Source organism: Cupriavidus sp. PET2-C1 (assembly GCF_054515855.1).
The window spans coordinates 2,197,939-2,224,132 of record NZ_CM137260.1 but is presented as its reverse complement, the minus strand read 5'-3'; the positions used below and the strand labels follow the sequence as shown (position 1 = coordinate 2,224,132).

At 64.0% G+C, this 26,194-nt stretch carries 25 protein-coding genes; 16 read left to right on the top strand and 9 right to left on the bottom strand.

The window, feature by feature from the left end; all coding sequences use genetic code 11:
- Positions 1 to 25 precede the first annotated feature (25 nt).
- Positions 26 to 949 carry a LysR family transcriptional regulator gene (locus tag ACX12D_RS30005; protein ID WP_459374667.1) on the bottom strand — a complete coding sequence of 308 codons (924 nt, stop codon included), beginning with the start codon at positions 947 to 949 and terminating at the stop codon, positions 26 to 28.
- A 179-nt stretch (positions 950 to 1,128) separates the two neighbouring features.
- Here ACX12D_RS30005 and ACX12D_RS30000 point away from each other — a divergent pair, with 179 nt between their 5' ends.
- A complete protein-coding gene (locus ACX12D_RS30000; RefSeq protein ID WP_459374666.1) occupies positions 1,129 to 1,905 on the top strand; it encodes a sulfite exporter TauE/SafE family protein in 777 nt (258 codons plus the stop codon).
- Positions 1,906 to 1,959: 54 nt separating this feature from the next.
- On the opposite strand, the gene ACX12D_RS29995 is transcribed toward ACX12D_RS30000, so the two are convergent.
- The 3 genes from ACX12D_RS29995 to ACX12D_RS29985 all read right to left on the bottom strand — a co-directional run bounded on the left by ACX12D_RS29995 (position 1,960) and on the right by ACX12D_RS29985 (position 4,883).
- Positions 1,960 to 3,534, bottom strand: a complete 1,575-nt coding sequence (locus ACX12D_RS29995; protein WP_441632552.1) for a peptide chain release factor 3 — start codon at positions 3,532 to 3,534, stop codon at positions 1,960 to 1,962.
- A 136-nt stretch (positions 3,535 to 3,670) separates the two neighbouring features.
- Positions 3,671 to 4,636 (bottom strand): YihY/virulence factor BrkB family protein, encoded by a 966-nt coding sequence (locus ACX12D_RS29990; protein ID WP_459376563.1) that lies wholly within the window; start codon positions 4,634 to 4,636, stop codon positions 3,671 to 3,673.
- A 79-nt stretch (positions 4,637 to 4,715) separates the two neighbouring features.
- The gene (locus ACX12D_RS29985) at positions 4,716 to 4,883 is read right to left on the bottom strand and encodes a DUF1328 domain-containing protein (RefSeq protein ID WP_459374665.1); all 168 of its coding nucleotides are present in this window, start codon (positions 4,881 to 4,883) and stop codon (positions 4,716 to 4,718) included.
- A 268-nt stretch (positions 4,884 to 5,151) separates the two neighbouring features.
- Between ACX12D_RS29985 and ACX12D_RS29980 the strand changes: the two genes are divergently transcribed.
- The 7 genes from ACX12D_RS29980 to ACX12D_RS29950 all read left to right on the top strand — a co-directional run bounded on the left by ACX12D_RS29980 (position 5,152) and on the right by ACX12D_RS29950 (position 10,764).
- On the top strand, positions 5,152 to 5,337 hold the full coding sequence (locus ACX12D_RS29980) for a hypothetical protein (RefSeq protein WP_459374664.1): 186 nt from the start codon (positions 5,152 to 5,154) through the stop codon (positions 5,335 to 5,337).
- A gap of 480 nt (positions 5,338 to 5,817) precedes the next feature.
- A complete protein-coding gene (locus tag ACX12D_RS29975) occupies positions 5,818 to 6,366 on the top strand; it encodes a hypothetical protein (RefSeq protein WP_459374663.1) in 549 nt (182 codons plus the stop codon).
- Complete coding sequence (locus ACX12D_RS29970; protein ID WP_459374662.1) at positions 6,363 to 6,974, top strand: hypothetical protein; 612 nt, start codon at positions 6,363 to 6,365, stop codon at positions 6,972 to 6,974. Before ACX12D_RS29975 ends, ACX12D_RS29970 begins: the two co-directional genes overlap by 4 nt.
- A gap of 18 nt (positions 6,975 to 6,992) precedes the next feature.
- A complete protein-coding gene (locus ACX12D_RS29965) occupies positions 6,993 to 7,799 on the top strand; it encodes a hypothetical protein (protein ID WP_459374661.1) in 807 nt (268 codons plus the stop codon).
- 84 nt (positions 7,800 to 7,883) lie between these two features.
- On the top strand, positions 7,884 to 8,576 hold the full coding sequence (locus ACX12D_RS29960; protein ID WP_459374660.1) for a C39 family peptidase: 693 nt from the start codon (positions 7,884 to 7,886) through the stop codon (positions 8,574 to 8,576).
- A gap of 1 nt (position 8,577) precedes the next feature.
- A complete protein-coding gene (locus ACX12D_RS29955; protein ID WP_459374659.1) occupies positions 8,578 to 9,369 on the top strand; it encodes a hypothetical protein in 792 nt (263 codons plus the stop codon).
- Positions 9,370 to 9,429: 60 nt separating this feature from the next.
- Positions 9,430 to 10,764 (top strand): transporter, encoded by a 1,335-nt coding sequence (locus ACX12D_RS29950; protein ID WP_459374658.1) that lies wholly within the window; start codon positions 9,430 to 9,432, stop codon positions 10,762 to 10,764.
- A gap of 58 nt (positions 10,765 to 10,822) precedes the next feature.
- Here ACX12D_RS29950 and ACX12D_RS29945 read toward each other — a convergent pair whose 3' ends face one another.
- The 3 genes from ACX12D_RS29945 to ACX12D_RS29935 all read right to left on the bottom strand — a co-directional run bounded on the left by ACX12D_RS29945 (position 10,823) and on the right by ACX12D_RS29935 (position 14,733).
- Entirely contained in the window at positions 10,823 to 12,193 is a 1,371-nt protein-coding gene (locus tag ACX12D_RS29945) for a sigma 54-interacting transcriptional regulator (protein ID WP_459374657.1), read from the bottom strand.
- 125 nt (positions 12,194 to 12,318) lie between these two features.
- Positions 12,319 to 12,789: a hypothetical protein gene (locus tag ACX12D_RS29940; protein ID WP_459374656.1), complete on the bottom strand. Its 471-nt coding sequence runs from the start codon at positions 12,787 to 12,789 to the stop codon at positions 12,319 to 12,321.
- A 591-nt stretch (positions 12,790 to 13,380) separates the two neighbouring features.
- A complete protein-coding gene (locus ACX12D_RS29935; RefSeq protein ID WP_459374655.1) occupies positions 13,381 to 14,733 on the bottom strand; it encodes an NCS2 family permease in 1,353 nt (450 codons plus the stop codon).
- 388 nt (positions 14,734 to 15,121) lie between these two features.
- Here ACX12D_RS29935 and ACX12D_RS29930 point away from each other — a divergent pair, with 388 nt between their 5' ends.
- Together ACX12D_RS29930 and ACX12D_RS29925 are read left to right on the top strand one after the other, a co-directional pair.
- On the top strand, positions 15,122 to 15,325 hold the full coding sequence (locus ACX12D_RS29930; RefSeq protein ID WP_006159057.1) for a cold-shock protein: 204 nt from the start codon (positions 15,122 to 15,124) through the stop codon (positions 15,323 to 15,325).
- 1,689 nt (positions 15,326 to 17,014) lie between these two features.
- The gene (locus tag ACX12D_RS29925; RefSeq protein WP_441632574.1) at positions 17,015 to 18,109 is read left to right on the top strand and encodes a replication protein RepA; all 1,095 of its coding nucleotides are present in this window, start codon (positions 17,015 to 17,017) and stop codon (positions 18,107 to 18,109) included.
- A 220-nt stretch (positions 18,110 to 18,329) separates the two neighbouring features.
- On the opposite strand, the gene ACX12D_RS29920 is transcribed toward ACX12D_RS29925, so the two are convergent.
- Entirely contained in the window at positions 18,330 to 18,533 is a 204-nt protein-coding gene (locus ACX12D_RS29920; RefSeq protein WP_043352637.1) for a cold-shock protein, read from the bottom strand.
- A 365-nt stretch (positions 18,534 to 18,898) separates the two neighbouring features.
- Here ACX12D_RS29920 and ACX12D_RS29915 point away from each other — a divergent pair, with 365 nt between their 5' ends.
- A complete protein-coding gene (locus ACX12D_RS29915; protein WP_006159055.1) occupies positions 18,899 to 19,558 on the top strand; it encodes an AAA family ATPase in 660 nt (219 codons plus the stop codon).
- Between the two features lie 2 nt (positions 19,559 to 19,560).
- Positions 19,561 to 20,574: a ParB/RepB/Spo0J family partition protein gene (locus ACX12D_RS29910; protein WP_459374653.1), complete on the top strand. Its 1,014-nt coding sequence runs from the start codon at positions 19,561 to 19,563 to the stop codon at positions 20,572 to 20,574.
- A gap of 61 nt (positions 20,575 to 20,635) precedes the next feature.
- Here the strand turns inward: ACX12D_RS29910 and ACX12D_RS29905 are convergent, their stop codons facing one another.
- Positions 20,636 to 22,351 (bottom strand): phage integrase family protein, encoded by a 1,716-nt coding sequence (locus tag ACX12D_RS29905; RefSeq protein ID WP_459374652.1) that lies wholly within the window; start codon positions 22,349 to 22,351, stop codon positions 20,636 to 20,638.
- Between the two features lie 499 nt (positions 22,352 to 22,850).
- Between ACX12D_RS29905 and ACX12D_RS29900 the strand changes: the two genes are divergently transcribed.
- From ACX12D_RS29900 to ACX12D_RS29885, 4 genes are all read left to right on the top strand, one after another.
- Positions 22,851 to 23,711: a response regulator transcription factor gene (locus ACX12D_RS29900; protein ID WP_459374651.1), complete on the top strand. Its 861-nt coding sequence runs from the start codon at positions 22,851 to 22,853 to the stop codon at positions 23,709 to 23,711.
- A gap of 233 nt (positions 23,712 to 23,944) precedes the next feature.
- Positions 23,945 to 24,394, top strand: a complete 450-nt coding sequence (locus ACX12D_RS29895; protein ID WP_441632583.1) for an ANTAR domain-containing protein — start codon at positions 23,945 to 23,947, stop codon at positions 24,392 to 24,394.
- A gap of 99 nt (positions 24,395 to 24,493) precedes the next feature.
- Positions 24,494 to 24,805, top strand: coding sequence for a hypothetical protein (locus ACX12D_RS29890; protein WP_459374650.1), 312 nt, complete (start codon positions 24,494 to 24,496; stop codon positions 24,803 to 24,805).
- Between the two features lie 662 nt (positions 24,806 to 25,467).
- Positions 25,468 to 26,136, top strand: a complete 669-nt coding sequence (locus tag ACX12D_RS29885) for a phosphatase PAP2 family protein (RefSeq protein ID WP_459374649.1) — start codon at positions 25,468 to 25,470, stop codon at positions 26,134 to 26,136.
- The last annotated feature ends 58 nt before the right edge of the window (positions 26,137 to 26,194 follow it).

The following is a 26,194-nucleotide window of genomic DNA, read 5'->3' as shown; positions in this document are numbered from 1 at the left end:
AAGGCAACGAAGGCGATCAAGGCGACTATCGAGGCGACAGCGCCGCACGCAGGCACTGCGCCAGCGCCGCGGCGGCTGGCGCGGCGTCGCGGCGCGACAGCAGCAGCACGCGCGTATCACAGCGACTATCACAGCGACTATCGCCGCCGGCATCGGCCAGCGGCACGCAGCGCACGCCCGGCGGTGCCAGGCGACTGAGCGAAGCCGGCACCAAGGCTACGCCAAACCCTGCCTCCACCAGCGCCAGCTGCGACAGCTTGCGCGAGATCGCCGCCGCCGAGCGCGGATAGAAGCCACGCTCCAGGCAGCACTGCGCCACGCGATGGCTCAGGCCGCCCCGATCCGGATGCGGCAGCGACACGAAGGGTTCTTCCCGCAACCTCTCCAACGCCACGCTTTGCTCATGCGCGAGCGGATGTGCGCTGCATACCGCCAGCATCAGGCGCTCTTCATAGAGCGGGTCCACCTCGACGCCGGGGAGCCGGCGCAGCAGCGGCTCGCGCGCCAGGCCCAGGTCGGCGCGGCCCTCCTCGATCTCCATCGCCTGCTGTTCGCTGGAGGCCTGCGAGATCTCGAAACGTATCCCCGGGTGCGTCGCCTGGTACTCGCGCAGCACCGCCGTGCATGCCGGCGTCAGCGGCACCGAGCTGGAATGCAGCAGGCGCACCGTGCCCTGCTCGCCGCGCTCAACCTGACGCGCCTGCGCCGAGGCCTCGGTCAGCTCGGCCAGGATGCGGCGTGCCGCCTCCAGGAAAGCGCGGCCGGCCGGCGTGGTCTCCACATGGCGCGGCTTGCGCACCAGCAATACCACCTGCAGCATGCCCTCCATCTCCTTGATCTGCCGGCTCAGCGCCGACTGCGCAATAAAGAGCCGCTCCGCGGCCAGGCTGAAGCTGCCGGCATCGACAATTTCAACGAAGTAGCGCAACTGCTTGAGGGACGGACTCATTGAATGGGCGGGCTCATGGGACGGACGGGCTGACATCGGCCTGGGTCGTGCGCGCAAGTGTGCCATGGCGCGCGCGCCGCGCCCAGCGCGCTGCCATGCCGCTTTGCGATGGATCGCGGGGCGCTTTGATATTGGTCCGAGCACGCACGCGTCCCTATGCTGTGGGGCACGCAACCCTGATGCCAATGCCCGTGGACCTGACCGCCCTGCTGCCCGACGTTTCCCTGCCTGCCTACCTCGCCATGTGCATGGCCATCGCCGGCGCCTATGTGATCTTCGGCATGGCGGGCTTCGGCACCGCGCTGGTGGCCGGGCCCCTGCTGGCCTACCTGATGCCGGTGCGCCAGATCGTGCCGCTGCTGGCGCTGATGGACTGCACGGCCGCAGCCTTTGCCCTGCTGCGCGATGGCCGCGCCGCCGACCGCGCCGAGCTTGGGCGGCTGCTGCCCTGCATGCTGGCCGGCAGCCTGGTGGGTGCCGCACTGCTGCTCAAGCTGCAGTCGGACCTGTTGCCGCTGCTGCTTGGCGTGTTCGCCATGGGGTATGCGATCTGGTCGCTTGCCGGCAAGCGGCCCACCGGCTTCACGCCACGCGCGGCGCTGCCCTTTGGCTTGGGCGGCGGCGTGTGCTCGGCCATGTTCGGCAGCGGCGGCTTTCTCTATGCGATCTACCTGTCGGGCCGGCTGGGCAAGGACGCCATGCGCATGACGCAGTCCACGCTGATCGGCGTGAGTACGCTGACGCGGCTGGTGCTATTTGCCCTGGCGGGAGTCTATGCGGGTGCGGCCATCATCAAGCTGGCGCTGCTGCTGGCGCCGGCGATGGCGCTGGGCCTGTGGGCCGGGCGCAGGATCACGCTGCGCTTGTCGCGCGAGCAGTTCCTGCGCATGGTCAATGCGGTGGTGCTGTGCTCCGGTGGCACGCTGATCCTGCACTACCTCATGCGCCTGGATTAGACGCGCCGCCCGAGCGGGCGGCGCTTGCGCCAGATCGCTCTGGCCGCGCGAAAATCAAACGATTTCGCGCGTCTCCATGAACTGCAGCTTGGGGAAGCGCTCCTGCGTCAGGCGCAGGTTGACCATGCTGGGCGCCAGGTAGACGTGGTCGCCGGCGCCGTCGAGCGCCACATTGTGGCCCGCCTTCTCGATCAGCTTATCGATCTCCGCGGGGTCGCCCTTGAGCCAGCGCGCGGTGGCGCAGTCGTGCGACTCGAAGATCGCGTCGACACCGTACTCGTGCTCCAGGCGGTGCGCCACCACATCGAACTGCAGGATGCCGACGGCGCCCAGCACCAGGTCGTTGGAGGCGATCGGGCGGAACATCTGCGTCGCGCCCTCTTCCGCCAGCTGCTGCAGGCCCTTTTGCAACTGCTTGACCTTGAGCGGGTTGTTCAGCCGCGCGCGGCGGAAGAACTCAGGCGCGAACGACGGGATGCCGGTGAACTTGAGTGCCTCGCCCTCGCTGAACGCATCGCCCAGCCGGATGGTGCCGTGATTGGGCACGCCAATGATGTCGCCAGCGTAAGCCTCTTCGGTCGTATTGCGGTCCTGCGACATGAAGGTGATGGCGTTGTTGATGGCCATGGTCTTGCCGGTGGACACATGCTGCACCTTCATGCCGCGCTCGAAGCGGCCCGAGCAGACGCGCACGAACGCGATGCGGTCGCGGTGGCGCGGGTCCATGTTGGCCTGGATCTTGAACACGAAGCCAGTGAACCTGGGCTCCTGCGGCTCCACCGCGCGCGACTCGGCATTGCGGCCCTGCGGCGGCGGTGCCAGCTCGCACAAGGCGTCGAGCAGTGATTGCACGCCAAAGTTGTTGACGGCCGAGCCGAAGTACACAGGCGTCTGCTTGCCGCTGAGGAACGCGTCCTTGTCGAAGGCATGCGACGCGCCGCGCACGAGCTCGATCTCGATGCGCAGCTCTTCCGCCTGGGTGCCCAGCACGCGGTCCAGCTCCGGGTTGTCCAGGCCCTGGACCATGGCCGAGGTGCCCTTCTCGCCGTGCGGGTCGAACAGCTGCACGCGGTCGTCGATCAGGTGGTACACACCGCGGAAGGCCTTGCCCATGCCGATCGGCCAGGTCATCGGCGCGCACTGCATCTTCAGCACGTCCTCGATTTCGTCGAGCAGCTCGATGGGCGAGCGGCCTTCGCGGTCGAGCTTGTTGATGAAGGTGATGATGGGCGTGTCGCGCAGGCGGCAGACGTTGAGCAGCTTGATGGTCTGCGCTTCCACGCCGTTGACCGAGTCGATCACCATCACCGCGGAGTCCACCGCGGTCAGCGTGCGGTAGGTGTCTTCGGAGAAGTCCTCGTGGCCCGGGGTGTCGAGCAGGTTGACGATGTTCTCGCGGTACGGGAACTGCATCACCGACGAGGTCACCGAGATGCCACGCTGCTTTTCCAGCTCCATCCAGTCGGAGGTGGCGTGGCGGTCGGCCTTGCGCGCGCGCACTTCGCCCGCGACCTGGATGGCGCCACCGAACCACAGCAATTTTTCGGTCAGGGTCGTCTTACCCGCGTCAGGGTGCGAAATGATGGCAAAGGTGCGACGACGCGCAATTTCGGATACGAGCGAGCTCACGGCAGTGGATTCGGCAAACAGAAGATGAAAAAGGGGCCCGGGGCGCAGCGGACCGGCGCCAGGGGCCGGCGCGACCATCAGCTTGCGGTCGGGGGCCGGGCACTGCGGGCATGCACGAAGGGAATCGGGCCGTATTTTACCGGTTCGCGGGACCGGCCGCGCGCGGATCGGGCGGCGGGCTGATGCTTTGCCCTCGCAAGCTGCCGAATTGCAGCGCGTATTGGCGAGTCAGCTCGGCACCGAAGAAGAAAATTTGTGCCGAATAATACACCCACAACATCAACGCGACCACAGAGCCCGCGGCCCCATAGGACGAAGCCACGGCGCTATTGCCCAGGTAAAGGCCAATCAGCCGCTTGCCCACCGAGAACAGCAGGGCGGTGATGATGGCGCCCATGGCCACGTCACGCCAGGCGATGCGGGCATTGGGCAGCATCTTGAAGATCACGGCGAACAGCAGGGTCACCACGGCAAATGAAAATGCCGTGGAAAGCACGTCCGCCACCGGCGCAAACCACGATTGCGTCCACATCTGCCCCCAAAACCGCTCGACTATCGCCAGCGCGGCATTGACGATCAGCGACACCAGCAGCATGAAAGCCAGTACCAGCACCAGGCTGAACGAGAGCAAGCGGGCGCGCAGCAATTGCTGCCAGCCGGCGCCCTGCGGCGGCGGTGTCTCCCAGATCTCGTCGAGGCTGCCTTTGAGTTCCGCGAAGGCGCTGGTGGCGCCGACAAACAAGATGCCGGTGGCGATGGCCGCGGCCAGCCGGCTACCGCCCGAGCGGTGCGTGGCGGCAAGGATTTCCTGGATGGCAGCCGCGCCCTGGGCACCGACGAGGTCGTCGATCTGGGCAAAGATCTCGCCTCGTGCCGCTTCCGCGCCAAAGAAGATGCCGGCAATCGAGATCACCAGCACCAGCACTGGCGCCATCGAGAAGAGCATGTAGAAGGACAGCGCCGCGCCCTTGCTGGCGGCCCGGTGCGCCAGCCATGCGCTGACCGCGGCCAGCACCACCTTGGCCGTGCGCGTGGCGGTGTGGCGATCTGGCAGCCATTGGCCGATGCCGCGAGCGTGTCGCTTGGGCGGCGTGCGGTCCAGGGACTGGTCGGGGGAATCTGCTGGATTCAAGCGTGGATCCCGTTGTTGATCGGGCGGCTAAAGGGCCCGGCGACCTGCCCTAGCCCTGGTCTTTGCTCAGGCCCCATATCAACGACACCGCGCACAGCACGAGGAAGATGATGAAGAGGATCTTGGCGAACTCCGCCGCCGCGGCGGAGATGCCGCCGAAGCCAAACACGGCCGCGATCATGGCGATGACGAAGAAAACCACGGCGTAGCGCAACATGATGGGACTCCAATGAAGCCTTCTCCCGTTTTGTTATCCGTTCCAAGGTTCATGATACAGCCCATCCCGCGCTTTGCCCAAGCCGCCCGGGCGCGGCTCGCGCCCCCGGTTCCGGCCCGGTCCGGGCGTTGAACGGCTAGACTGAAAGATGGGCTACGCGCCGTCTCGCTGCGGGTGAACGGCGCCGCCGGGACGGTTGGCCGCAAGCACCAGCCGTCCAGGTACCGTCCTCCCGCACACAACCTTTCGACAACCAGAAGGAGGCACCATGAACCGGAAAACCCTCCGCCGCCTTGGCACCGCCGTCTTCCTGGCGCTCGGCCTGCTCGCCGCCGCCGGCTGCGAACGCAGCCAGCCCGGACCCAAGCCCATCTCCGGTGCACTGGCCGAGCAAGCCGCCGGCACCGCGCAGGCACCCCTCGCTCCATCAGTCTTGCCCGTGCTGCCGGCCTGAGCGCCAACAGCTTCGCAACGGCGCGCCCAGGCCAATGCCGCCGACCCAGGCATCACGCTCCTGCAAGCCCGGAGCGTACCCGTTTCTGCGTACGGAGCCGCGCGCCTGCAAACGCGCGTAAAGCGGCGCAGGCGGGGCGCAGACTGCCCGGGCCGCCCGCCTTGCCGCCGATAGCAAAGACCGGGCGGCACGCTTGCCGGCCCCAGCCCTGTTTCAGCGATGCAACCAGCACCGGCCCGCCCTTGCGGGCGCTCATGGCGCGTCGTCATGCCTGACTCAGCATGGCCGTGCGCCCAATCGGCGATCGCTTTCGTCCGGCACCATCGGCAATGCCGCGTTACAGCGCTGCAACCAAAATGTTCTTCCTCTATCAGGGAACTTCCGCGCGCTCTCGCGCACCACCCGCAAACCGTTGCCAGCGCTCGATTGCAGGGTATTGGCACGCTTGTCGCTCTGTTCGCCACAGGGAGACATAAAAAAATGACGCGACGAGTCCTACAACGCGGGAGTGAGTTCAGCCATGCGTCAGCCGCCAGCGCGAATGACGGCACGGAGGCGTTCGTATCGACTGGCGCGGCCTGCGCCATCGGTCTTGCAGCTTTTGTCGCCGCCCTTGCTTCCTTCTCCGCGATTGCAGACTCAAGCGATATCGTCGTTCTGCGCAGCGTCGAGCCGCGTATTGCCTATCGCGGCATACCGCAGGGGGACATGCCGATAGCCGCCGCTGTCGAGCCGTTTCCGTCCGCACGTTTCCAGCAGTCCACCGCCGCCATCGCCAGCGACCTGACCGACAGCGATCTCGCTGCCGCGGTAGGCCGCAGCACGGCCGGCAACGCCGTGTCCGGCGCCAGCCAGTCCGCCACCGGGCGGCTGGCCCTGGCGCCCAGCCAGATCGAGGGCCTGGCTAGTGGCAGTGGCGCCGGGAGCGTTCCGGGCGGCATCGCCGGCCAGGTCGCGCAGGCTACCGGCAACATGACTGGCGCCTTGATGCACGGACTGGCGCCGCTCGCGGTGGGAGGCCGGCCATGACAGGCGTCCACACCATGCGCGGCAACCACGCTGCCTGGCTTGCCACCCTGATGCTTGCCTGCCTGCCACTGCACGCGCAGGTCCAGGGCTCAACCACCGACAGCACCCGCATCGATGCCGGCGCGCTCAGCGGCGTTGCCGGTCGCGCGGCCGTGAACCTGGCCGCTGGCAACGGCAATGCGCAAAGCAACCAGGCCGCCATCGCGAGTGGCAGCGCGGATGTGCAATCGCGGCAGCGTGCCGGCGCAACCGCGCCCGCGACAAGCGCCGTCAGCCAGATCGGCGGCGGTGCCTTCGCCAATGGCAGCGGGCTGCTTTCGGCAAACGTGGCCAGCGGCAACGGCAACGTGCAAATCAATGCGGCAGTGCTGGCGCCGGCCGCCAGCGTAAAGATCGAAGCCATCTCCGACGGCTTGCTAGCCGCGGAATCGGCCGGAGGAAGTCGCCCGAGTTCAGCGGGCCACGCAACGGGTCCGCGCGAGGCAGTCATCCAGCCAGATGCCTACCGCAACGCAACTGGCCTGGTGCAGCTGAACCAGACGGCAGGATCGGGGAATGTCTCGTCCAACGTTTTTGTGCTCCGTCCCCCGGCGGGCACTTTTTTCTAAGCAGGGAAGGAGAAAATCATGAGAACGAAAATCCTCGCCATTGCAGCGGGCATTGCGCTTTCAACCAGCGCATTCGCGGGCGGCTTCAGTTACTTCGACCGGCCCGACGACGCCGATATCTACAGCCAGACAGCGATCAGCAACGACATCTATGTCCGTGGCTTCGGCTTTGCCTGGGGAGATATCCACTTCAGGTCAGAATCGGGCGCGGTGGTCAACAGCCAGCAAAGCGCGCGCGACAACAGCGTGCGCATCGGCCCGTCCACCAACAGTGCATTCGGCGGCGGCAGCGCGCTGGTCAATGCGCAAGGCAATATCGGCGTGAACATATCCGCTGGCGCTGGCAACGGCCAGTCCAACCAGGCCGCGCTGGCCAGCATCGATGCGTCGGATGTCTTCGCCTCGGCGCAGGTGTTCTCCAGCCAGAAGACCGGGGATAACGGCATGCACATGGTCGGCGCAGCAAACAGCGCCAGCATGGCCGATAACATGCTGGCCGGGGCCAAGGGCAACGTCGGCGTGAACATCGCCGCGGGCGCCGGCAACCTGCAGAGCAATGCGCTGGCGGCCTCGGTCAATATGGGCAGCGGCGACAGCGGCCGCAAGGGCGGGGACCCTGTCGGCGCGCTGGCCAAGGCAACCGCGTCCAATGACCAGACCACCTACGGCAATGGCCTGTCGATGTGCGGCTGCGGGCCGAACAACGCCGCCACGCTCAACGGCGGCGCCCTGGCAAACGCAGTGGGCAACATCGGCGTAAATATCGCCGCCGGGGCCGGCAACGCGCAGAGCAACGGGCTCGCCATTTCCACGGCGACCCACTGAGCAGGCACTGCGGCAACAGCACGAACGCGGCAGGAGAGCCGGGGTCCGGGGGACGCCGGCTCAACCCGCCCAAAGGGGAGTGTCATGCGCGCGCTATTCCGCGTGACCGGGGCATGCATGCTGCTGGCAGCAGCATTCAGTGCCCATGGTCAGAGCACGATGACGATCGACATCGACGGACAGCCGATGCTCAGGAAGCCCGTCAAGAGCATGCTCGAGATGCGCTACCAGAACATGATGCGCCAGCAGCTTGACTTTAGTTGCGGCGCGGCCGCGGTAGGCACGCTGTTGCGCTACGGCTACGGCTATGATCTGGCGGAGCCCAGGATCGTCGAGGACATGCTGCGCATCTCCGACGCCGACACCGTGGTCAAGAATGGCTTCTCCATGCTCGACATGCGCAACTACGTCGAAACGCTGGGCTTGCGCGGACGGGGATTCCGTGTGGACTACAGTGCCCTGCGGCAACTCAAGATCCCGGTCATCACCTTGCTCGACGTCAACGGCTACCTGCATTTCGTGGTGGTGCGCAAGGCCATCGATGGGCGCGTGTTCGTTGCCGATCCGGCGCTGGGCAACCGCATCATCAAGGAGGAGGATTTCGCGGCGAACTGGAACGGGCTGGTGTTCGCCATCGTCGGCCGGCCGTTCGATCCGAACTCGCCGCTGCTCGATATCGCCGCGCCCGCCTTGCGCGACCGGACCAATGCCGCGCTGGCCGGGGGCATGGTGCCCGCGGCGCTTGATTTTGGCCTGATACGGATGGACTACTTCTGACATGGACACCGCGCTGCGCCTCCTCTGCCTGAGCTGCTCCGCCGGCATGGTGCTGGCCACGCCAACGCCTGCGCTGGCATCCACGGCGGCTGACGATGCCAGCGACGTGATGGCATCGCCGGCAATGGCGGAACTCGTCTCCGACGCGGAAATGGCGGGCGTGCGCGGCAAGTACATGGGCGCGAGCCTGGTCAGCGGCTTTGTGGTGGAGATGGTTTCGCGCTGGCAGAACGATACGGCGATCGCCACGGCAACCGCCCGCGTCGCCGCCGCCAACCTCGCCGCCAGCACCGCGGTGGCGCAGGCCACGGCGAGCTTGTCGGCTCGCGTCCAGAGCCTTGCCCCCGGCAATGTGCAAGGCAATGGCGGCACTGCTAGCTCGGCGGTGCAGGTGGCAGGCGTGGGCCAGGTCGCGCAGATCGCCGGCGATGGCAATTCGGCCAGCAACGTCAGCACCATCACGACCCAGACCACACCCATCGCGGCGGCACCCACACCAAGCGCGGCAAGCAGCAACCCGGCAGCACAAGTGGCACACGGCAATGGCATCACCGCCAGCGCCACGGTCGCGCCAGGCGGCGGCGTGTCGCTGGCCATCCAGTCGGCCGCGGGCAGCGCCACGCAGAATGCGCAGGGCGGCAGCCTGATGCAGGCGGCACGCATCACGGGCAATGCGCAGCAAGTGCTCAACCTCACCAACATTACGCTGCAGGTGCAGCAACTGACGATCCAGCAACTGACGCAAACCAGCATGCGGGACGCACTAGCGGCAATCGCAACGATGCGACGATAATCCAGCATGCACAGGGCTGGCGCACCCGCTTCGCGCCCATTCAGATTTCCGGGGGGAAAGATGAAGACCGAACTCGCTCTGATAGGTACCCTGGCGGGTACGCTGATCTCGGCCGGCGCTTGGGCGCAGGTCAGCGCCCAGCCCAGTGCCGACGAGCGGATCGAACGGCTGACAAAACTGGTCGAGCAACAAGACAAGACCATCAAGGCTCTCGAACAGCGCCTGAACGACCTGGAAATGGTCGGGGCGCGCGGGCGGGGGGTAGTAGCAGGAACGGGGAGCAGTGCCAACGGGAACGCCGGTGGCGGAATGACCGCCGCCGGCGTTCCCTCCTTGGCACAAAGCGCAAGCCCTGCCGCGGGCGGCACGGCCACCGCAACGCCCGCCGGCGACACGCCGGTGGTGGGTTCCGATGCACGCGAGACACAGCAACAGGCGGCGCGCGTGCAGAGCAAAGACCTGGTCTACCAGAGCGAGCATGCGCCGCTGTTCGAGCGGCGCCTGACCATCGACAGCGGCTTCATCTACAGCTACTACGACCGGCGCGCGCTGTCACTGTCCGGCTTCCTGGCGCTGGACGCCATCTTCCTCGGCACCATCAACCTCAACCAGACCAAGTCGCACACGCTCACGTACGACACCATCGCACGCTATGGCCTGTCCGACCGCCTGTCGATGGACTTCGATCTGCCGGTGATGTACCGCAACACCAACTTCATCTCCGGCGGCGCGGGCGGCTCCGCCTCCAGCCTGTCCGATGCCACGCTGAGCACGACGGCGCTGGGCGATATCAGCATGGGCCTGTACTATCAGTTCCTGCGCGAAAGCGGCGCCGCGCCCGACGTGGTCGGCAGCATCCGCGTGCGCGCGCCCACCGGGCGCTCGCCGTTCGGCATCAAGCTGGTGTCGGCGAATGCCAATAACAACAACCTGATCATCGCCGACCAGTTGCCCACGGGCAACGGCGTGTGGGCCGTGACGGCCGGCTTGTCACTGCTCAAGACCTATGACCCCGTGGTGCTGTTCGTCAATGGCAGCTACACCTACAACATCAAGCGCTCGGTGAGCGATATCTCCTCGGTGCAGGGACAGGTCACGCCGGCCGATGTGAAACTGGGCGACACCATCGGGTTTGGCGGCGGCCTCGCGCTCGCGCTCAACGACCGCACGTCGATGTCGATGGCCTTCAATGCCGCCATCTCATCGAGCACGCAGGTCACCGCCGCGGGTGTCAAGCAGACTGTGATCGGCAGCCGGGCCAACATAGCCACCATGACATTCGGCTTCAATCACGTGATCACCAAAGGCTTGTCGGTGAGCACCGCGATCGGCCTCGGACTCACCCCGGATGCGCCGAACTACACGGTGACGCTGCGTTTTCCCTATACGTTCTGAACACCCCGAGGCCGGACAAGAAAAGCGGGCCGTAGCCCGCCTGTCCTTCGCCGGCCGGCTATTCGCCGGCGCCGGGATGCGCTTCGATCCGGATATTGTGCTTGTGCATCAGCCGGTACAAGGTGACACGCGAAACGTTGAGCTCGCGCGCGGCAGGTACCACGTGGAAGCCGTGGCTCGCCATCACGGTACGGATTGCCTCGCGTTCTGCCTCCTCGCGGATCGCATCCAGGGTCTTGCGTGGCGAGTCGCTGCCGCCGTGCAATTGCAAGTCCTCCGCGGTGATCTTGCGGTTATCGGTCATCACGATCGCGCGCCGTACCCGGTTGATCAGTTCGCGCACATTGCCCGGCCACTCGTATTGCATCATGGCCTGGGTGGAACATGGCGAAAATCCACGAATGCGCCGATGGGCCTCGTGGCCATGCTCGGCAAGCACCGAGTTGGCCAGCAGCAGGATGTCCTCGCCGCGCTCGCGCAATGGCGGGATCGACAGGGTCAGAACGCATAGCCGGTGGAACAGGTCGGCACGGAAGCGTCCGTCGGATTGCGCCGCCACCAGGTCCACGTGCGTCGCCGAGATGATGCGCAGATCCAGCGGGATCGACTGGTGCCCGCCAAGCCGGGTGATGGTGCCTTGCTGCAAGAAGCGCAACAGGGCTACCTGGCTTTCCAGCGGCAGGTCGCCGATTTCATCGAGAAACAACGTACCGCCCTGCGCCTGCTCGATCCAGCCGATCTTGCGCTGGTTGGCACCGGTGAACGCCCCCTTCTCATAGCCGAACAGCTCGGATTGCACCAGGTGCGGCGGAATGGCGCCGCAGTTGATCGCCACGAACGGGCCTTTGCGCCGGCTCGAGGCTTCATGGATGGCTTGCGCCGCCAGCTCCTTGCCGGTGCCGGACTCGCCGGAGATAAAGACGGGCGCCTCGTTGTGCGCGACCTTGGCGAGCGAGCGGAACATGCTGCGCATCGCCGCGCACTCGCCGATCATGGGGCCGTGGCCGACCAGTTCGTGGCTGCGCGCGCCATGCAGGCAGGCCATGCCGTGGGCATGTTTAAGCGTGTAGAGCAGTTCGCTGAACGAAAACGGCGTGCGCACGTAGTCCACGCAGTAGTCGCGTATCAGCCGCCTCACGCGTTCGTCCTCCAGCATGCGCGACGACGTGATCGCCACCCACATCACGTGCAGGTATTGCAGGCTCTGCTCGAGCTGCATCAGCTCGGCATCGCTGTATTCGGTCTCGAGATCGAGCACGCCGGCCATTGGCGCGCTGCCCCGCACCACCCGGCTTAGGTCCCGGATCTGCTGGATGTGGCGAATCTCCCAGCCGGAGCCGAACTGGGCCGGATCAAATCCATAGGGTTCGTGGCGAGATACGACCAACACCTGTGCGGTGCGTGTCGCCGCCTTGCACAGTCGGTCCATAACGTTCTCCCTGACATTGGGCATCTTGACTATTCCGGCTTGCACCGCGATCCCGCTCTCGTGCGGGCTCTGTGTGCGGTCAAGCTGAGTCGGTTGGGGGAGTTCCCCCACGCGCAACGTCGGCATTACGGCTTGGACAGACTGCGGGACTGCTCGCCAAGAATGGCGGTGTGGTCGCTACCGGCATGGAGCTGGTCGCGAATACGCCGGCGTACCTGGTCTTTTTCGCGCATCAACTCAGTGCGTGGCGCTTCGGGCGATTGCCCGGAATACCGGTAATAGAGCGCCTTGTAGGTCAACTGGCTGAGAATCCATTCCTGCAGCAGCGCGCGCTGGCGGGACAGCTCGCCATCCATCGATCGCTGCCGCTGCAGCACTTGTTCGATCGCGTCACGCACGTACGCCGGCAACGCCTGGTCCTGGCTCAGGAACGCTTCGACGGTACTGGCGGCAGGGTCGCCGCGCTCGCTGACGCGGCTTCGGCGCGGTGGCTCGGCGGCGGTTTCTCCCAAAGCCGCCCAGCCACGGTGAATGGAAAGACTGGCGGACTCGCTGATGGGCCCCGTGGAGGGCCGCCGGATTTCTCCTGCAGTCATGATTGATCCCCGTTGAACAACACCCCCGGCACTACACGTTCGCGATTACCACTTTTGTTTAGTCTTATTGTTTGCTCTTGTCGGGCGGGCGTGTCTCCGCGCGCTCCTTTCGTGGTGGCGAAGCCATCTTGGCGATGGTCTGCTCATTCAGTCCCTGCCCTCTTATTTAAGGTGGACTTGTTGTTGTCGCTATTGCAGGCCTGAAGACGCTGAGCCAGCTGGCGCGGCCCCGGAGTGCCGGAGTCAAGAAGGGGCGCCCTGAAGCGCCCCGCAATTTGCCACGCCTCTAGTTCAGTGCATTTAGGCCAGTTTGTCCAGTCCTCAGTATGGGTACTCAACCGAATATCATCCTTTAGTATGAGCACATTGGCACACACTATCTGCCATGCGAGGTAATTGGTCACTTACATTCCGCGCAGAAATGGGTACGCGAGTGTCATGCCTCAGTGTGCGCCGGACACGCAGAAACGGGTACGGCGCCGTCTGGAGGGGAAGGACAGGAGGGCCACGCCCAGCCACGCAGAAACGGGTACGCTTTTCTCGTCACCCGGCAAACGCTCGCCAACGCGGTCCTTCAAGCGGGTGTCAGGCTCAATGCCCCGGCAGGTAATAGAACTTGAAGATGAAGACCGCCGCGATGATCCACACCATGATTGGGACGCTCCTGGCACGTCCAGTCAGCAGCTTGAGCCCGGCATAGGTGATGAAGCCGAAGGCCACGCCGTTGGCCACCGAATAGGTGAAAGGCATGCCAAGCGCCGTCAGCACGGCCGGCACCACCTCGGTCGCATCGCTCCAGTCCAGATCCACCAGTTCGCGCAGCATCAGGCAGGACACGTAAAGCAGGGCCGGCGCCGTGGCGTAGCCCGGGACCGTGCCCGCGAGCGGCGAAATGAACAGGCATGCAAGGAAGAGCACGCCTACGGTGACGGCGGTCAACCCGGTGCGCCCGCCTGCCTGCACGCCGGAGGCGCTCTCGATGTAAGCGGTGGTGGAGGAAGTGCCCAGGAACGAGCCCGCCATGATCGCCGTGCTGTCGGCCATCAGCGCCTTGTTCAGCCGGTCCATCTTGCCCGCCTTGAGCAGCCCGGCGCGATTGGCCACGCCCATCAGCGTGCCGGTGGCATCGAACAACTCGACCAGGAAGAACACCAGCACCACATTGATGATGCCGATCGACAGTGCGGCGGAGATATCCAGCTTGAACAGGGTCGGCGCAATCGAGGGCGGGGCGGAAAACACGCCGTGGAAAGTGTTGTCGCCCACTGCGAAGCTGAGGAGGGTGGTCAGCAGAATGCCAATCAGGATGGCGCCTTTGACCTTGAGGTGGTCTAGCGCGACGATCACGAAGAAACCGACGATCGCCAGGATGGCAGGGGTCCGGTGCAGGTCGCCAATAGTGACAAGGGTAGCGGGGCTCGCGGTGACGATGCCGGCGTTCTTGAGCGCGACGATGGCAAGGAAGAGCCCGATGCCTGCGGTAATCGCCACCCGGATCGAGTGCGGGATGCCATTGACGATCATCTCGCGCACACGGAACAAGGTGACGAGGAGGAACAGGCAGCCTGAGATGAAGACGGCGCCAAGCGCAGCCTCCCAGGGAAATCCCATGCCCTTGACGACCGTGTAGGCAAAGTAAGCGTTCAGTCCCATGCCCGGCGCCATCGCGATCGGGTAGTTGGCATACAGGCCCATGATGAACGTGCCGATCGCGGCCGCCACGCAGGTTGCCACGAATACGGCGTCCTTCGGCATGCCGGCATCGCCCAGGATGCTGGGGTTGACGAAGATGATGTATGCCATGGTCAGGAACGTGGTCAGCCCCGCCAGGAGCTCGGTGCGCACGTCGGTCTGGTGCTCGCTGAGCTTGAACCAGCGTTCCGCCAGTGAAGTGCCGGCGGCGGCGGGTGGCGTGGGCTGGCTGATGGGTTCCTGTATCGGCATGGGGTCTCCTGTTATCGTGGTCGCTCCGTGCTTCCGGCTTGCACATGCGGCTGAGGTTGCGGGCCGTGCACCTAGGCCCGCCGAGCGTACTGTCGGGCAATTTCGCCCTCGGCACAGTACTAGCGGCGAATAGGAATCATCTGAAAAACGTGATGACCCGACGATGGCTCGTAGTGGATCCAGGCAGACATCCAGAATGACCCTACCTTGACGCTGACGCTAATCCGCCGTATAAACCCCGCTAGATTCAAGCGACGAGGCAACAGCACATTCGTTAGCCACCGTCATGGTACTTCCGTTGTCCATGGTGTCCTTTCCTTGAGTTGCTTTGCTCGGATATGCGTGAGCTATCCGTTTCTTTTAAATTTTTCCCAGGAAAAGCAATACCATGCAAACCGGTATCGTTAAATGGTTCAACGACGCCAAGGGCTTCGGTTTCATCAAGCCGGACGCTGGCGGTGACGATCTCTTCGCGCACTTCTCTGAAATCCGCTCCGACGGTTTCAAGTCGCTGCAGGAAAACCAACGCGTGTCGTTCGAAGTCAAGAACGGCCCGAAGGGCCTGCAAGCTGCGAACATCACGCCGCTGTAAGCAGTAGACTGGCACCCCACTAGGGGTGCGCCCAGTCAGGAAAACCCCGCCTCTCGAGGCGGGGTTTTTTTTTGTCCGGCAATCTTCCTGGCCTCGCCCGGACCCCGCGCCGCAGCGAGATCGCCACAGGGACGGCGCCGCTGCTCCCACCTGGCAGCGCAGTCGGCCTCCCCCCTCAAAAGCCACGCAGAAATGGGTACGCTCCGCTCTCTGCCGCGGCTTTGGCTCTGGAAGGCTTCCGAAATCCCGCGCAGAAATGGGTACGCACCCTCCCGGGACCGTGATTTCTTTAACCCGTAGCCGCCTCTCCTGACGCCAGGCAGCCACCAGGCACGCAGAAACGGGTACGCACTGCTTGAAATTCCACCGCGTGTTGGCATTCGGGCGCTACGAGCACCTCCGCAGGCATCTCGCAAGGGGGTGACTGACGCAATATCACAACGCAGAAACGGGTACGCCCCGCTTTTTTTTCTTTTCGCCGCCCAGTAGCTCAAACACCGGAGATCGCGCAGAAACGGGTACGCGCAACGACCGGAATCGCGTTTTCCGGCATTCAGCCGGCCCCTTCATGCGGCCCCTCGACCGCATTCCCCGTCTCCTCCCCTCCCAAATTCCTCGCCCAGGAAGGAATTTGCCTTTTCCCCGCAGAAATGGGTACGCATAGCGCCCCTCTCGGCCCTGTCACGGCCGCAGAAACGGGTACGCACACCCGACTGGTGCTCGCAGCAGATGCCCGTGCCGGTGACGGCCCGATCGGAGGCATACGCAGAAACGGGTACGCCTGCAAAAGTCCTTTTACTTATTTGCTTTTTTTGAGTGCAAGCACTCGCTTTCGATATAAGTCTTGTGTATAATAGAAAGAAGGAAATTCTGCGCGCAAGACGACCAACTCCGATGTCGCAGAAACGGGTACGCGAAGAGGAAAACGAGGTCGCAGCAGGTACGCAGAAACGGGTACGCTTTTGGTGCCGCGAGATTCGGAATGCAGGTTCGCAGAATTGGGTACGCCGCAGAAACGGGTACGCTTCGGGGCAGCGAACCCCGAAAAGTCTGTTTTCAAATGCCGCAGCGCAGAATTGGGTACGCAAATGGAACAGCGAGGGCCTTCGCTACGCAGAATTGGGTACGCAGGGCAGCAGAAGAGGCTTTGGTAAACCTGGGGGCGTACCAATTTCTGCGGGGATAACTACTCCGGAATGCCGGTTTACGCGGTATACGTGGCTGAAAACGCTCGGCGTGCGCAGAAATGGGTACGCTTTTGGTGTCCCCAGCTGTGGAAAAGCCTGTGGGAACAGGGAGTTATCCACGCAGAAACCGGTTCGGGCTTTGCGCTGAAACGGGTTCGGTATACCGCAGAATCTGGTACAGCACTTCGCAGAATCGAGTACGGTTTCACGCAGAATCGGGTTCGCGGAGGGTGTTTTTCCTCATACAAATCAAGGCCCTGAGTCTCCCGTATACGGTTTACAAGTAGTTAACCCATACTCTTAACGTTTACCGGTAGCTGATGGCTGGCCTTCCGTGGACAACCCTTCGGGATTGCCCACCGTAGTCCACCATGCAATCAGCCATGAGACCCAGCACACCCAAAACACGCGGCATTGCAGGAAATTCGTCTACCGAACCCGTTTCTGCGTGACAAGGCGGATTGCTTCGCGTAAAAAGTCGTGTATTCCGAAGCACGCCAATATGCCCATCAAACGCAACCAGACCATCCTTGGGTCCCGCGGTCCAGCCGATCTGGACAGTGAGCCCTCCCGCATCATCGTTCCCGGCGACGAGAACAGTCTGGTTCCGTCCGAGAAGTTCCAGCGCCTGTTCGACGAAGCCCAGGCCATGGAGCGGGAAGATGCCTGGCAAAGTGGCGAAGTCGGCTTTTTGAGCCGGGCCAGCGTGCAGGTCACCTTGCCTTACCGGGCGCCCAAAGGTGCACCGCCCGTATGGACGCGGACCAGCGGGAATATTTCGCTGATGATCCAGCCTGGATACTTCACGCAGCAACGTTCAGAAAAGGCCAGCAACGGTCGCCAGAAACTGGTGTCCGAAACGGTCTCGCTCGGCTATCCCTATGGCTCTTATCCGCGCCTGATGCTTGCCTGGATCGGCAAGGAGATCATGGCCAAGAAAAAGCGCGGCGAGTTTACCGGGACGGTCGAGGACCGCCGGATCTCGTTGGGCAATTCGCTGTCCGAGTTCATGTACAACCTGGGCATTCCAATGGCCACAGGTGGCAAGCGCGGCACCATGACACTGGTGCGGCAGCAGATGATCCGCCTGTTCTCCGCCACCATTGCCATCGTTCAGAACAAGTCCACGCCAAGCCAGAATCAGAACCAGAGCCATGAGCCGCTTTCTATCGATCGCGTCGGCTATCTGCTGGCAGACCAGCTGTCGACCTGGTGGGATCCCATGCAGCCGGGGCAGGGCTCGATGTTCGAGAGCTTTGTGGTGCTGTCCGAGCCATTTTTCAATGAGCTGGTTAACCGGCCCGTCCCGGTCGACATGCGCGCGCTGAAGGCACTCAAGCAGTCGCCGTTCGCGCTGGACGTATACTCCTGGCTGACCTACCGCTTCTTCACGATCCAGCGGCGTACCGAGATTCCGTGGGAGGCCCTGCAGATGCAGTTCGGCACCGAAACCGAAAGTGAGCGGAAATTCCGTGCACTGTTCCGCAAGGCGCTCAAGGATGTGCTGGTTGTCTATCCGGGCGCCAAGGTGGATGCGGATTCGTCCAAGGCCCTGATTCTGCAGCCTTCCCGTACGAGCGTTCGCAAGCTCGCCTGAGCCTGGGCACATGCATTGTCGAACCCGCCTGCTGAATGAGCTGGCGGGTTTTTCGTTAAAGCCCCCCTGGAAATGGCGCGAAGGTGCCTGGATGCAGAGCAGACGTTGTCGCACCGCAAGAAGCACAAAAGGCAAGCGTGAAACGCTTGCCTTTTGCTTTACTCACCACGTCAAGCCCGAAAGCCCGGCGTAGTTTGCGATTTCGGCGTGATTCGTGAGATCAGGCCGGCTTGATGGCGGATGCCTGCAAGCCTTTCGGGCCCTGCTTTACTTCAAACGTGACGCGCTGACCATCTTTGAGCGTCTTGAAGCCCGAACCTTGGATTTCGGAGAAGTGCGCGAACAGATCCGCACCGCCGTCATCCGGGGTAATGAAGCCAAAGCCTTTGGTCTCATTGAACCATTTGACCGTACCGGTTGTCATGTGAATTTCCTTTCGAAGCAAGTTCTTGTACACAACGCAAACAACGCTAACAACCGTTCAAGCACGCTAAGTTCTCGTAGTTACCGAACGGACGCCGACGAGGTGACACGACTTGACTCGACTGTTGCGGGCATCATAACCAGTTTGTCTAGTTGTGTCATGTGCGTCGAAAGACGCACTATCGCTACTTTAGGCGTATTCCGTGCCGTATTTCAAGTGGAAATCTATCGTTTCCATAACGCGAAATATCTTCGCTAATATTATATTTAAAATATAAATTCAAAAAACAGTTGAGCCAGCACGTCACTTTGACTAAAGTTGCGGCTAGCGATAATCGCGCTTTCAGCGCTGAAAGAGAGGTCGTAGTGCCAGCTAAAATCATCACGGTCTTTAACCAAAAGGGCGGGTGCGGAAAGACCACGGTCAGCATGCATCTCGCAGGTACGCTCGGATTGCGCGGCGCGCGGTCGATGCTTGTCGATATGGACGAGCAGGGCACGGCAACGCGCTGGGCCGCGCAGGCAAGCGACGAGCGGCCTTTTCCTGCTTCCGTGATCGGCCTGGCGCCGTCCGGTGGCGCAATGCACCGCGAAGTCAGGAAATTCATCCAGGACTACGATTACATCGTGGTCGATTGCCCTCCGGCGGTACATTCGGCTGCGCCCTCGAGCGCCCTGTTGATTTCCGATCTGGCAATCATCCCGGTTGTCCCATCGCCTCCCGACCTTTGGGCGGCGGTGGCCGCCAAGACCCTGGCCCAACACGCTCAGGTCCAGAATGAAACGCTGCGGATCCGCGTCATGGCGAACATGGTGCAGCGGCGCGTTTCCATTGCGCGCCAGGCGATTGAGATTTTGGGGGACGATCTGGAAATCCCGTTGATGCAATCGATGATCGGTTCGCGCTCGCCATTCCGCGAATGCCAGGCGATTGGTTGCACCGTGCACGGCGTGGCCGGCGCGCGCGAGTCCGTGCAGGAAGTCGACATGATGGTCGACGAAGTATTGTCTTTGATTGAGCACTAGGTATGGCGACAAAATTGAAAAGCCTCAAGGCAGGCATGTTGGCGGGAATGGCGGCAGAAAAAACACGAGGGGACGCGATTGATCGCTTTGCCCGCGCCGAAGCGGCAATTTCGCAGCACCCCAACGGATTGCTCCAGGTGCGCGCCCGAGAGCCGAGCCCCATTTTCAGCGCTGAAAGTGAGTCCGAGGAGGAGGGTGGCCGAATCCTGATGAAGGTGCCGCTGGCGCAGCTCCACGACAATCCGTTCAATGCCCGCCGCATCTACGACCCTGTGGTGGTGCAGGAACGCGCGGCTTCGATTGCCACCCACGGCCAGAAAACGCCGGGCCTGGCTACGCCGGATCTGGCCCGGCCGGGGCACTACATCCTGATCGATGGCCACTACCGCAAGCGGGCGCTGGCCTCCGCGGGCAAGCTCGAGATGGAATGCTTCATCGAGAGCAACCTGAATGACCTGGATTTCTACCGGCTGTCGTTCCTGCTCAATGAGCAAAGGTCCGACCAGTCGGCGCTGGACAACGCGATTGCCTGGCGGCAACTGCTCGACGAAGGCAAGGTCCAGAAAGAGGAAGACATCTGCGAACTGACAGGGATGTCAGCCGGCACGGTCAACAAGACACTGGCGTTGCTGAGATTGCCCGAGTCCGTCCTGGGCGTCATGCGCGAGCGTCCCAGCGCAATCGGAATTGCCACCGGCTATGAGCTGACGCTCTATTGCAAGATCGTTGGAGAGGACCGCACACGGGACCTGGCCACGCGCATCATGGCAGAGGGCTTGTCCAGCCGTGAGGTCGAGGCGATTCGCAAGCACGCGCAGGAAGGCAAGGCACGCAAGATCAAGGAGATCAGCCGCCAGTACAAGATCCGCAGCGACGCTGGGCAGTTGCTTGGCACGATCAAGGAGTGGGATTCCGGGCGCGTGGTGCTGGATGTGCAAGTGAGCGACCGAGGCGCGCGCGAAGCGCTGGTCGAGACCCTCAAGGCGCGTTTTGGCCTGGAAAAGACCGCTAGCTGACAGCTACAGCTTGCATAGTCGGAGTCGAGGGGGAAGGGCAGCGATCACCCACCCCATCCGGTCACTCCAGGGCCGGAACGACATGAACATCATCCGCTGTGCCGGCCCCGGAAGCCTCAGGGGCCATGACTTCCGCCCCGCCCGCCCCAAACCGTTTCACCCGGGTTCTTCGCCCGGCAAGGTCGCGTGGCGAGCGGGCCGCGAACTCGGCATCCTCGGCCTCCCGATATCGCTCGATCACCTGGCTCAGCAAGGCATGCAATCCCCTGACCGAGTAGCCTGCATCCGGAGACCTCTCCGCCTTGCGCCTGGCACGGCCGGTAGGCGGAAGCCGGGGAGGGCCGACGAGCACGATCGGCTGGCCGGCCTGCCTGCTCCAATCCAGCCCGCGGTCCTGCCAGTGACGCTCCAGTGCGCTGCGAGCGGTCTCGCTTAGACCCTCACCCTCGCCGTGCCCATCCTCGGCACAGGGCGTACCAACTTCTTCATGCGTACCAACTTCTTCGTGCTTGCCAAGCTTGTCGCGCGTGAACGTCGCCAGGCTCGCAAATCCGATGGGCTGCTCTTGCAACAAGCGGACTGCCGCTTCGGCGGCGCGATAGCGAATGCCTTCGGGATCCCGGCCCTGGGCCGCTAGCCAGGCAAGGAATCTGGCCATCGATTCGGACTCAAGGGTGGTCCCGGCAGCCACGGGCACAGCCATGCGCGGCGCCATCCTCTTCGACTGGCTCTCGGGCTGCCAGACGTGCTCCGCCACATGTCCCTGGCTTTGCAGCCATTCAAACAGCGCGCCCAGGATGCGCGAAGCATGGAGCACGCTGCTCTCCGACAGCGGACCGGTGAACGGGCGCCATGCCGCCGACTCCCTGGGCGCACGCGGACCGACCCACAGCCGCACGGGAGCAGGATGACGAAGGAACGCCAAATAGTCCTGGCGATCCTGCCGATCCAGCATGGCCAGCGGCTTGCATCGCGCCATCGCCGTCCAGAGCAAAAGCCGCTCGGCCTCCTTGCGGTAGGCCAGCCAGGTACTTTGCTGCGCCTGATTTGCTGCGAGCCAAGCCCGAACGGCGGCGAGATCGCTCCTAAAAGAGCCTTTTAGATCACTATCGGGTGAAATCGCCGTCACCGTACCCGATTCTTCTTCGCGCATCAGCTCAAACGGCACCAGTTGGCGCAAGCGCGGGCCAAGTGTGGCTTCGGCCAAGCGGCCTCGCGCGAAAACGTGGTCCCGCAGCAAAGGTTCTCCCCGCTCATCCCGCACGACATCGCGATGATCGGCCAGCCACCGGTTGATTGCCGCTCCGGCAAGGGCGCCGATGCGGGGCACCGAACGCCACCACGCATTGCCATGGCGGTTGGCAAGATCCACCAAAATATGCAGATTAGATATCTTTTGCGCCCGCAAGCGCCTCGCCAGGGCGGGGGAAAACCAGAGCTCGATGCCATGATCGGCGCGGGGCTGGGCGGTACCAAGCCGTTCCAGCTCGGCCAGCGCTTCGACCCGGCGGTCCATGCCCCGGTTGGAGCGCCCGGGGCCACCTTCCAGCAGTTCAGCCAGATCCTGCCGGCAATGCAGGTGCGCCAACTGCACCATGCGGTCGCGCAGCCCGAGCAACAGCCGCAAGGCGGATTCGCCGCCTGCATCATCGTCGTCGTTGTCGTCAGAGAGGTAGCGCCCGGCTACCATGGCGGCCGGCATGCCTTGCACGTAGGCCCGCACAGCGGCAAATTCGCTGCGGGTGAGACTCAGGCTAGGGGCCTTAGCGGGTTGCATGACAACGTTCGATTTGGTCGCTAAGATCTTGATTCATAAGGCACTTAATCAATCGCTAAATGCATCCGGGTGTAAATGCATAGTGAAGTTCAATGCCGATAATTATACCGGCAAAATCCCCCATTTTCGCCAGTTTGCCACCTGTGGTAGGCCGATCCGGCCGCGCAGCCCAACGCCGCTGGCATTGCACGACCTGCTTCGCCGGGTGTAACCCTGACTTGCATTCACCCCCGCCAGTGCATATCCTGAGACCCAGAGTTAGACTTCTTTAACTCTGAATTAAGAAACATCTACAGCGTAAGAAAGCGCAAACGGGGCGATTCGAGAGCGACTCCACGGGATGGTCAGTCGGGCAGCGGGACCTGGACGGGTACGCTGCCACGGCCTGGAGACGAAACGGATCGTATGGAAATGCAACCGCAGCATAGTGGGGCATTTCCGTTAGCATGTGCGGGTTGTCGCGGGGCTCGCCATGCCGTAACAAAAAAAGAGAGCGGCCATGGCCACAATCCTCTTGATCGAGCCTCATCCCCTCCTGCGCCTGGGTCTGCGCCATTTGTTGACCCAGGCCGGCCTCCACGGCGACCTCGTCGATATCGATCCCGGCGCCCTGCCCTATCCAGCCGAGTGGCTCTGCCATGCCGACCTGATGATCTACGGGTTGTCGGCGGACCCGGCGTTGAGCTGGCAGGAACTGGATCAGGCCTGCCAGACACTGATGCCCAAGCGGGTCCTGGTGCTATCCGAGCAGATCTTGTCGCCGCAGAACGGTGCCTCCATGCCCGACAGCGTGCGCGGCCTGTTGTCCAAGGCCTGCAGCGCCGACATGCTGGATGCGGCGATCCGCCTTGTCCTTGCCGACGGCGAGTGCTTTCCCGCCCGGGCCCAGGCGGCGCGCGCCGACGCGAGCCCTGTGCCGTGGCCCGCGATTCCGGCCAGGCCGTCGCTGGCCACGCTGCATATGCACGCCGGACCGACCCAGGTCGATGGCGAACATGACGCTGCCGTCCAACCGGCACAGCACCTGCCGGGCGATACCGCCCCCGAGCCGGAAACGCCTTCGGCCGGATCGCACCTGCTTAATATTACCGAGCGCCAGTACGAGGTGCTGGCGCTGCTGGCGCGCGGCTATCCGATCAAGACCGTCAGCCGTCTGCTGAACATCTCGGTGGCTACCGCCAAGACGCATGCGTGCACCCTTTATCAGCGGCTGCACGTGCGCAACAAGGGCGAGGCGGTTTACGTAGCGCTGCAGCGCGGCGCGAAGCTGAGCTGGCCGGGCCCGGCAATCGCTGCCGTGCCGATCCGCGGCGCGGGGCCGTCGCCGGTCGAGCTGGCCGGTGTCTGCCAGGCGGCCTGATTGTTAGTCCCGCCGGGCGCGCGCAGTGGCGCCCGGCGGCCCAGAGCACCAGCGACTCCATTCTCGACTCCATCCTCTGCAACACGCTGCCTCATCCGAATGCACGAGGCGGCGTAGTGCTGCACTTGCTACCCTGATCAACAAACAAGTGGCTCTCGCGGGAAGCCGGTCCCGGCACTCGCTGGCTTAGCGCACCTCGCGCAACCAACGCAACCCGCTGTCGCCCACAGCCGATGACAACGCTCCTGCTTGCCCACAACATGATGCTGCGACGAGGTGTGTTGCGGCACCTCCGCGAGCTTGCCGCGCTCGCCCCCGTGCTATCGCATACCCCCGAATGGCTGCTGGAGGCGACCCCAGCCGAATTACCTCCGGGGCCCATCGATTTCGCGCTGCTTGACTGCAGCGGCACCGATACCGATTCGTTCCGTCTGCTCGATGCACTGCACTCCCGCCTGGCGCCCCGGCGCTGGCTGGTCATGTGCGAGACCCCCGACCCCGAGTTCGCGCGCTACGCCGCTGGCCTTGGCGCTAGCGGTTGCCTGCCGGTGCCAGCCTCGCCCGAGCAAACGCGGGCTGCGGTGGCGCTGGTGCGCGCCGGGGGGCAGTGTTTTCCGCGCCGGGCCTTTGCCATGCCACCGTCCTCCCCCATCTGTTCAGGTGGGTCTACGGCAAGGGGATGATGCGCGCGCCAATGCGGCTACCTATGCTGATAGTGCGCGGATAACGAAGCCGGAACGCTCAATGTCAAGCCGGCCGCCGCGCGCTGCACAGGGGGTCGTATGGAAAACGGACTGGATATCCTGGTCGTGCGCGGCTTTGCCGTGCCGGAGGGCCGGGGCAAGTGGGCGTGCTGCTACGAAATCAGGCTGACTACCGGGCGCGACGAACCGCTGCTGTATCGCGGAGAGTTGCATGGCAGGCGCTACGCCTGCGAGGCTGCCGCGATCGCGGCAGCTACCTTTGCCGGTGAGCAGGAAGCACGCAGGCAGGTGGCATCCGTGCGGGCCGGACTGCTTGCTCGCCACGAGTACTGCGTGGTGGTGGCAAGCGAACCGGCGCTGGAGAGCGTGCATGAGCCGGCGGCCGGCTAGGCCGTGGCCGCTAGCCAGGGCATCCCGGTAGCAGTGTGGGATGCCACCGGCTCTTCATCCGCCACAAGACAACGAGAGTAAGGCAAGAGGGGGCGACGACGAGCGCGTGTTCGGGGGACCGGAGCTTTTCCGGTGCGCATGCCGGCAGGGATGCGCGCACGCGTGTTTCGGCCGCAGCGCATGCTGCGCCGGATCTTGATGGCCACGGTTGAGCCGGCTGGCAGAGGCGGCAAACCGTGGCCTGTTTCTTTTCCTGCCCGCGCTGGCCGCCCGCAAAATTGCCGAAATCCGAAGGTGCAGCACAAAAAAAGAGTCCGCCGACCGGGGGACCATGCGGACTCTAAAGTGGCCAGCTCGATTCCGCTCGGCGGGCCACTCTCCGACGATAGCCAAACACCCGCGGTAGCTGTATCGACCAGAAGATGCAACTGCCACATGGCTGAAGGGATTGCCCGCCAGTGCCCTGGGAAACCCGCCAGCCCAGTGCGTGCTTCGCATCGCCGCATGGCCCGCGGGTGGCACCTTGGCCGCCTCATGCTTCTGGCTGGGTTGAAGCCGGCCAGAAGGCCCGCGCAGCGGGCAACCCTGCGGGGAGGCCTGTGGGGAAGGCTGTTATGCAACTGTGTTACTTTGCTCGCGTGCTCGACCCTCTAACAGCCATCATGATTCCCTGGCACCTCATCTCCCGCTTCGGCGAAACCTCCCTGCTGCTGCCCTGCGCCGTGTTGATCGCCGCATGGCTGTTCCATGCCGGCGCCGTTGCCAGCGCACGCCGCTGGGTGCTGAGCTTCGGCGTGACCGCCGCGGTGGTGCTGGCCTCCAAGCTGGCCTTCATGGGCTGGGGCATTGGCTGCGCGGCGCTCAACTTCACGGGGTTTTCCGGCCATAGCATGATGTCGGCGTCGGTATTGCCGGTGCTGTTCTACCTGATCGTGTCGGCGCGGCATCCTCGTCTTGCCGTTGGCGCCGGCGGGATCGGCCTGTTGCTGGCGTTGCTGGTGGGCGTCTCACGGCTGAAGCTGCAGGCGCATTCAGGCTCGGAAGTGCTGAGCGGGCTTGCGCTCGGCTTTGCCGTCAGCCTGAGCTTCATCTTCTGGGGCCGGCGGCCGGCCCGCTCGGCGCCGGCCCTGGCAGGCGTGCTGGTGGTCGTCCTGATGCTGGGCGTGCCGGCGGTTGGCGTCGCCGCGCCCACGCATCACTGGCTCGAAATCATTGCCGCCCGGCTGGCCGGGCGTGACAAGCCGTTCCAGCGCGGGCAATGGCGCGAATGGGCTGGCCAGCGCGAGGGATCCGCGGTGCTGGCCTGCCTGCCTCCCGCCCCGCCCCGCTGAGCCGGGAGGCCCGGCCCGCCAGCACGCGCCCCGAGCCCGTCTGTGCGCAAGCAAACAG